This window comes from Burkholderia sp. AU30198, from assembly GCF_020419825.1.
Classification (GTDB): Bacteria; Pseudomonadota; Gammaproteobacteria; order Burkholderiales; family Burkholderiaceae; genus Burkholderia.
Map to the genome: position 1 here is coordinate 249,495 of NZ_JAIZSA010000012.1, position 7,122 is coordinate 256,616.

The window sequence follows — 7,122 nt, forward strand, 5'->3', positions numbered from 1 at the left end:
CGACGCATCCAGGACGAGGCGTGCGCGCCTCATCACCCAAGGGCGCCGATGATTTCAATCGAGGAACTGCAGCGCATCACCGATGCGCCGCTGCATTCGTGGCTCGGCACGCTGGCCGTGTCGGTCATCGTCGTACTGGTCGTCACGATCGTGCACCGTCTCGGCGCGCGCATCGTCAAGCGCATCGCGCAGCCGTATCCGTTGATGAGCGCGATCCTGCGCTACGTCGACCGGCCGTCGCTCGTCGTGCTCGCGCTGCTGGCGCTCGAATTCCTGTGGGTCCAGGCGGACGACGGCATGTCGTTCGTGCGCGGCATGCGCACGGCGGCGGCGGTCGGCTCCATCGTGTCGCTCACGTGGCTGCTGGTGCGGCTCGCGGCCGGCGTCGGCGACGCCATCATCCAGGCGCATCCGATCGATACGGCCGACAACCTCCAGGCCCGGCGCATCCATACGCAGGCCAGGGTGCTCGTGCGGACCGTGATGGTGCTGATCGTGATCATCGGCACCGGTGCCGCGCTGATGACGTTCCCGAACGTGCGCCAGGTCGGCGCGAGCCTGCTGGCGTCGGCCGGCGTCGCGGGCCTGGTCGCCGGTATCGCCGCACGGCCGGTGCTCGGCAACCTGATCGCCGGGCTGCAGATCGCGCTCACGCAGCCGATCCGGCTCGACGACGTGGTCGTGATCCAGGGCGAGTGGGGGCGCATCGAGGAAATCACCGGATCGTTCGTGTCGGTGCGGCTGTGGGACCAGCGGCGCCTCGTCGTGCCGCTGCAGTGGATCATCGAGAACCCGTTCACGAACTGGACGCGCAGCAGCTCGGAAATCATCGGCACGGTCTACCTGTCGGTCGATTACCGCACGCCGCTCGCGCCGCTGCGCGAGGAACTCGCACGGCTCGTCCATGTGGCGCCCGAGTGGGACGGCCGCGTGCAGGTGCTGCAGGTGACCGACGCGACGGAGCATGCGATGCAGTTGCGCGCGCTCGTCAGCGCGGCCGATTCGTCGTCGTGCTGGGATCTGCGCTGCCGCGTGCGCGAAGGCTTGATCGCGTTCCTGCAGGACCGCTATCCGCAATGCCTGCCGCGCAGCCGGATGGAGCTGTATCCGCACGAATCGGCGCCGGACGCGCCGAGCCCCGAACGGCCGCACGCGCGGCAGCCTGCCGCCAGCACGGCGGCCAACACCGCGGCCGATCCGCAGGCCGCCGAAGGCCGCTGAAAGCGGCCCGCATGTTCACCCACCATCGTCATGACCGCGCTGAATACGCTCGCCATCGCCAATTACCGCTCGCTGCGCGAGCTGATCGTGCCGCTCGCGGCGCTCAACGTCGTCACGGGGCCGAACGGTAGCGGCAAGTCGAGCGTGTACCGCGCACTGCGGCTGCTCGCCGACACCGCGCAGGGGCGCGTGATCCCGTCGCTGGCCCGCGAAGGCGGATTGCCGTCGACGCTGTGGGCCGGCCCCGAGCGCTTCTCGCGGGCGATGCTGGACGGCGATGCACCGGTCACCGGCACGGTGCGCAAGGGGCCCGTGAGCCTGAAACTCGGCTTCGCCTGCGACGATTTCGGTTATTCGATCGATCTCGGCATGCCGATCCCGAGCAGCTCGCAGTTCTCGCTCGATCCGGTGGTCAAGCGCGAGTGCATCTGGGGCGGCGCGCTGTTGCGCCCTTCGACGCTGCTGGTCGACCGGCAGGGTGCGCAGATTCGCGCGCGCACCGCATCGGGCGACTGGCAGACGATTCCGCAGCCGGTGGCCAGCTTCGACAGCATGATGACCGAATTCGCCGATCCGACCGGCGCGCCCGAGATGATCGCGGTGCGCGAGCGGATCCGCTCGTGGCGTTTCTATGACCATTTCCGGACCGATGCGCAGGCGCCGGCGCGGCAGTCGCACATCGGCACCCATACGCCGGTGCTCGCGGACGACGGCGCCGACCTGGCCGCCGCGTTGCAGACGATCCGCGAAATCGGCGACGGCGCGGCACTCGATGCGGCGCTCGACGACGCGTTTCCCGGCGCGTCGGTCGAGATCGACAATCCAGGCGGCCGTGGCCGCTTCGACGTGCTGATGCGCCAGCCGGGGCTGCTGCGGCCGCTCGCGGCGGCCGAGCTGTCGGACGGCACGCTGCGCTACCTGCTGCTCGCGGCCGCGCTGCTGACACCGCGGCCGCCGGCGCTGATGGTGCTGAACGAACCGGAGACGAGCCTGCACCCCGATCTGCTGCCGGCGCTCGGCCGCCTGATCGCGCAGGCGGCGCAGCGTTCGCAGGTGCTCGTCGTGTCGCATGCGGCGCGGCTGATCGCGACGCTCGAGCGCGAGGCCGGCTGCGAATCGCTGGTGCTGGACAAGCAGCTCGGCGCGACGGGGCTCGTCGATGCCGACACGCGCGACCTGCCGGCATGGAAGTGGCCGTCGCGCTGACGGCGCCGCGATCGTCGCGTCGGGGGCCGGATCGGTCTGGCGGGCGGAATGTATCCTGCCTGTAACAACACCCATAAAATGCAAGACGGGCGGTTCCGGGCAGCGGGATCGCGAATAATGAAGCGATATCCGGCTGGCGCCGTGCCGGCCAGTGCCGTATGGGGGCGAGCGGGGCGCGGAAGCGCGCACGTCAGCCGGCCGTGCCGCAACGGACAGGACACAGGAGACGTGGACCATGAGAATTGCCCAGATCGCGCCGCTGACCGAATCGGTGCCGCCGAAGCTGTACGGCGGCACGGAGCGCGTCGTGTCCTACATCACCGAGGCGCTCGTCGAGCTCGGCCATGATGTGACGCTGTTCGCGAGCGGCGATTCGACGACGCGGGCGAAGCTCGAGCCGGTCTGGCCGCGCGCGCTGCGGCTCGACTCGTCGATCCGCGACCGGGTCGCGCCGCACATGCTGCTGATGGAGACGGTCGCGCGCCGCGCGAAGGACTTCGACGTGCTCCATTTCCACATGGACTACTACTCGTTCTCGGTCTTCAACCGGCAGGAAACACCTTACGTGACGACGCTGCATGGCCGGCTCGACCTGCCCGAGCAGCAGCCGGTGTTCGACACGTTCAATACGGCGCCGGTGATCTCGATTTCGAACGCGCAGCGCCAGCCGCTGCCGCAGGCGAAATGGCTGACGACCGTCTATCACGGGCTGCCAGATACGCTGTACATGCCGCAGCCCGTCGAGCCGCGCTATCTCGCGTTCCTCGGCCGCATCTCGCCGGAAAAGCGCGTCGACACGGCGATCCGCATCGCCGGCCAGTGCGGGCTGCCGATCAAGATCGCCGCGAAGATCGATACGGCCGACCAGGAATACTTCGAGCGCGAGATCAAGCCGCTGTTCGCGCTGCCGCACGTCGAATACATCGGCGAGATCGCCGATCACCAGAAGGCCGAATTCCTGTCGGGCGCGCATGCGCTGCTGTTTCCGATCGACTGGCCGGAGCCGTTCGGCCTCGTGATGATCGAGGCGATGTCGTGCGGCACGCCGGTGATCGCGTTCAATCGCGGCGCGGTGCCCGAAGTGGTGGACGAGGGCGTGTCGGGTTTCATCGTCGAGGATGAAATCAGCGCGGTGGCCGCCGTGAACCGGCTGCACCTGCTGCCGCGTGCGCGCGTGCGGCAGCGCTTCGAGGCGCGCTTCACGTCGCGCCGCATGGCGCAGCAATATGTCGACGTCTACCAGTCGGTGATCCGCGCGCAGAAGCGCTCGCGCTTCAAGGTGATCGACTCGACGACCTGACGCGCATGGCGCAGGACGCGCGCGGATAAAAAAACGGCGATGCCCGCAAGGACATCGCCGTTTGCGCATGGCCCGCGCGTCGTGCGCACGGGCAGTGCGTCAGCGTCAGATCTTCAGCTTCGAGACCTTCGTGCCGTTGATCGACACGTCGCCCATCAGGCCCGCGTTCGTCAGCACGACGACCTGGACCGGCGCAGTGGCCGTGGTCGTGTCGACCGCGCCGTTCGCGCCCATCTTCACGAGCGCGACCGATGCGCCGGCGCCGGCTGCCCAGCCGTCCGAGCCGCGGAATTCGTCGAGCGCTTCCTGCGTCATGAACAGGAACACGATCGCCTTCGACTGCGCACCGGCCTGCAGGCCGACCGACAGCGACGACGTGTTGTAGTAGCCGACCGTGCTGCCGCCGACGCGCAGTGCGCCGTTGCCGGACTGGCCGCCGACGATGAAGCCGGCCTGGATCACGTCCGGGAAGACGAGCACGCCGCGCGACTTCGCGACGAGTTCACGCGAACCCTTGACCGTGGAGTACATGCGCGACAGCGTGGCGTCGACGCTCGAGTCGATTGCCTGGCGCTTCGACGCGTTGGTTGCGGCGTTGTCCGGTTTGTCCGGGGTGGTGGTGCAACCGGTGAGCGCGAGGCTACCGACGATGAGTGCCGCGGCGGCTTTCAGCACAAGATTCCGTTTTTGCATCGTTCTTCTCCATCGGATGACGTTCGGAGTGAGTCTCGCTCAGGGAGCGGACCACGTCGGCAGTTATATCACAGCGGATTACAGCCTCTTTTCGTCGCGGCGTGAAAAAGCGTCAAATCGCGTGGGGATGTCGCGGCGCGCCAACGGACGAAGCGGCGCCCGCGCGCCGAGGTCGGGTCGGCATGCGGGAACCACGGCGGTCGGACGGACGGCGGCGCCTGCCGCGCGCATCAGTGCGTGACGGGCGGAACAGGCGGCTTGATCGGGGGGCGGCGCAGCGCGCGGCGGATCAGCGCGATCACGACGCCGCAGGCGAACAGGAACGCGGCCGGCACGACCCAGTAGCCGACGAACGCGTGCCACAGGTAGCTCGCGAGCGTGCTGCGGCGCACCACGTATTCGTCGCGGGCCGCCTGCTGGCGCGGCGCATTGGCGGCGAGCACGTCGGCCGGGCAGCCAGCCGCGCGCGCCTCGTCAGGATCCCCGTGGCACTTCGCGGCGGCGCCGGCTGCCTGCTGCGCGTCGGTGAGCTGCCAGGTGGTCAGCGCGAGCTGCAGGTCAGCCTTGTTGTACGCCATTTCCTCGCGGATCTCGCGCACGGCGACGATCGCAACGGGCACGGCCCAGAATACGATCACGATCAGCCAGCGGCGGAACCAGCGGTGTTGTCTCCATGCCATCCATGCCTCCGTTTGACGCGCGTGCGCGTCTGTCTCGAGGGCGGCCCGATGGCGCTTCTTGTACTTGGATGGGCCGCGTTGCAGCCATCATAGAAGAAAACGCGGCGAATTGCCGCACCATGTGGCGATGCCGGTCCGGCGGGCCGGGAACGCGGGGCGGGAGGGGGGCAAAAGCGCGGGAGCGGGGTGCGTCGATGCGCGTGCAACGAAAACAAAAATGCCGCGCCCGCCGAAGCGGTGCGCGGCATTCGAGACGGGAGCGCCGGGGCTCAGGCGGCCGGCTGGTTGCTCAGGCAGCTCTTCATGAACGCCTTGCGGTCGTCGCCTTTCTTGCCGGTGGCCTGCGTATTGCACGCCTTCATCTTTTCCTGCTGCGACATTGCCTTCGCGGGCTTCGCCGACAGGCAGTCCTTCATGAACGCCTTGCGTTCGTCGCCCGTCTTGCCGGCTGCCTGGGTGTTACAGGCCTTCATCTTGTCCTGCTGGCTGTTCGCCGCGAACGCGGGGGAAGCCAGCATGCCGCCGAGAAGCACTGCGGCTACGAGCGATTGAATTTTCATTTCGACACTCCCATGGGGTGAATTGCGTGTTATCGACGCCGTCACGAAGCACTGCGCGATGTGGATAGGGCCGCATCGCGCCGCGCGCTCCGATTATGGCAAATCAATGTGAAAACACCAAAACGGCACTTCCTATAACGTTGCGGACACCACGGCCGTTGACGGCGCACCCGGCCGGGCGATCGGGACAAACCATGAGGTGCGGTGGTCGGCCTCGACCGCAGCGCTGGAACCTGCCGGATCCCGGCCGCAAGCCTTTACAATCGCGCCCATGAATACTCCGAATTCCGTTTCCCCTTCGTCCGCGGCGGCCCTGCCGCGCATCGCCGTGCTCGCCACCGGTGGCACGATCGCCGGTGCCGCGCCCGACGCGGCCAGCACGGCCGGCTACCAGGCCGGCGCGCTCGGCGTCAATTTCCTGGTCGACGCGGTGCCGGCGCTCGCGTCCGTCGCACGCATCGACGCCGAGCAGATCGCCAGCATCGACAGCAAGGATCTCGCGCTGCCGCTGTGGAATACGCTCGCCGCGCGGATCGACGCACTGATGGCCGACCCGGCGATCGACGGCATCGTGATCACCCACGGCACCGACACGCTCGAGGAAACCGCGTATGCGCTGCACCTGGTCGTCAACGGCGACAAGCCGGTCGTGCTGACGGCTGCGATGCGCCCGGCGACCGCGCTGTCGTCCGACGGCCCGCTGAACCTGCTGAACGCGGTGACGGTGGCCGCGCATCAGTCCGCGCGCGGGCAGGGCGTGCTGGTCGCGTTCAACAACCGGATCCACGGCGCGCGCGACGTCGTGAAGACGAGCACCTACGCGGTCGACGCGTTCCAGTCGCCGGAACTCGGTGCACTCGGCTGGGTGCAGGACGGCCGGGTCGAATTCGCGCGCCGCGTCACGCGTTCGCGCGACACGCAGCTGGCGATCGCCTCAACGTGGCCGCCCGTCGAAGTCGTCGCCAGCTATGCGGGCGTGACGCGTACGGCAGTGGACGCGCTGGTCGCAGCCGGCGTGCGCGGTCTCGTCGTCGCAGGCACGGGCAACGGCTCGATCCATGCGACGCTGCAGGCGGCGCTGGCCGATGCGGTGAACGCGGGCGTTGCGGTGGTGCGCGCGTCGCGCGTCGGGTCGGGGCATGTGATGCGCAACGGCGCCGCGAACGACGATGCGCTCGGCTTCGTGAGCGCAGGGTCGCTGAACCCGTTCAAGGCACGCGTGCTGCTGATGCTCGCGCTCGCGAACGGCATTCACGGCCGCGACGAACTGCAACGCCGGTTCGACACGCTGTGATGCGGTGATCGATACGCGAGGCTCGGGCCGCACGCGCGTCATGTCAAGTCCTGGAATAGGTTGACAGTGTTCACCCGCTAAACGCCCGATGCACCGCATCGGGCGTTTTGTATTTGAGGGCGGCATGTGGCCGCTCGCAGTTGTAGATGTTCACCGACTGTTCGACCA

7 protein-coding genes are annotated in these 7,122 nt (G+C 68.3%); 4 read left to right on the top strand and 3 right to left on the bottom strand.

The annotated features are described in order from the left end of the window. The first annotated feature begins 48 nt into the window (after nucleotides 1–48). The 3 genes from LGN19_RS25535 (at nucleotide 49) to LGN19_RS25545 (ending at nucleotide 3,727) form a co-directional block, all read left to right on the top strand. Nucleotides 49–1,221, top strand: coding sequence for a mechanosensitive ion channel family protein (locus LGN19_RS25535; protein WP_226217790.1), 1,173 nt, complete (start codon nucleotides 49–51; stop codon nucleotides 1,219–1,221). A gap of 30 nt (nucleotides 1,222–1,251) precedes the next feature. Further along, entirely contained in the window at nucleotides 1,252–2,427 is a 1,176-nt protein-coding gene (locus LGN19_RS25540; RefSeq protein WP_122945603.1) for an AAA family ATPase, read from the top strand. Nucleotides 2,428–2,662: 235 nt separating this feature from the next. Then, the gene (locus LGN19_RS25545) at nucleotides 2,663–3,727 is read left to right on the top strand and encodes a glycosyltransferase family 4 protein (protein WP_122945602.1); all 1,065 of its coding nucleotides are present in this window, start codon (nucleotides 2,663–2,665) and stop codon (nucleotides 3,725–3,727) included. A 105-nt stretch (nucleotides 3,728–3,832) separates the two neighbouring features. Here the strand turns inward: LGN19_RS25545 and LGN19_RS25550 are convergent, their stop codons facing one another. The 3 genes from LGN19_RS25550 to LGN19_RS25560 form a co-directional block, all read right to left on the bottom strand. Next, a complete protein-coding gene (locus LGN19_RS25550) occupies nucleotides 3,833–4,420 on the bottom strand; it encodes a YSC84-related protein (RefSeq protein WP_011352325.1) in 588 nt (195 codons plus the stop codon). A 230-nt stretch (nucleotides 4,421–4,650) separates the two neighbouring features. Next, nucleotides 4,651–5,100, bottom strand: a complete 450-nt coding sequence (locus tag LGN19_RS25555; RefSeq protein ID WP_039367018.1) for a membrane protein — start codon at nucleotides 5,098–5,100, stop codon at nucleotides 4,651–4,653. 269 nt (nucleotides 5,101–5,369) lie between these two features. Continuing rightward, nucleotides 5,370–5,660, bottom strand: a complete 291-nt coding sequence (locus tag LGN19_RS25560) for a PsiF family protein (RefSeq protein WP_069256873.1) — start codon at nucleotides 5,658–5,660, stop codon at nucleotides 5,370–5,372. 271 nt (nucleotides 5,661–5,931) lie between these two features. On the opposite strand from LGN19_RS25560, the gene LGN19_RS25565 reads away from it, so the two are divergent. After that, entirely contained in the window at nucleotides 5,932–6,954 is a 1,023-nt protein-coding gene (locus LGN19_RS25565) for an asparaginase (protein ID WP_226217792.1), read from the top strand. Nucleotides 6,955–7,122 lie beyond the last annotated feature (168 nt).

What these genes read in the sequence shown, in the direction of transcription:
- LGN19_RS25535 (WP_226217790.1), top strand. Translation starts at nt 49, where the DNA reads ATGATTTCAATCGAGGAACTGCAGCGCATCACCGATGCGCCGCTGCAT.
- LGN19_RS25540 (WP_122945603.1), top strand. Translation starts at nt 1,252, where the DNA reads ATGACCGCGCTGAATACGCTCGCCATCGCCAATTACCGCTCGCTGCGC.
- LGN19_RS25545 (WP_122945602.1), top strand. Translation starts at nt 2,663, where the DNA reads ATGAGAATTGCCCAGATCGCGCCGCTGACCGAATCGGTGCCGCCGAAG.
- LGN19_RS25550 (WP_011352325.1), bottom strand. Translation starts at nt 4,420, where the DNA reads ATGCAAAAACGGAATCTTGTGCTGAAAGCCGCCGCGGCACTCATCGTC.
- LGN19_RS25555 (WP_039367018.1), bottom strand. Translation starts at nt 5,100, where the DNA reads ATGGCATGGAGACAACACCGCTGGTTCCGCCGCTGGCTGATCGTGATC.
- LGN19_RS25560 (WP_069256873.1), bottom strand. Translation starts at nt 5,660, where the DNA reads ATGAAAATTCAATCGCTCGTAGCCGCAGTGCTTCTCGGCGGCATGCTG.
- LGN19_RS25565 (WP_226217792.1), top strand. Translation starts at nt 5,932, where the DNA reads ATGAATACTCCGAATTCCGTTTCCCCTTCGTCCGCGGCGGCCCTGCCG.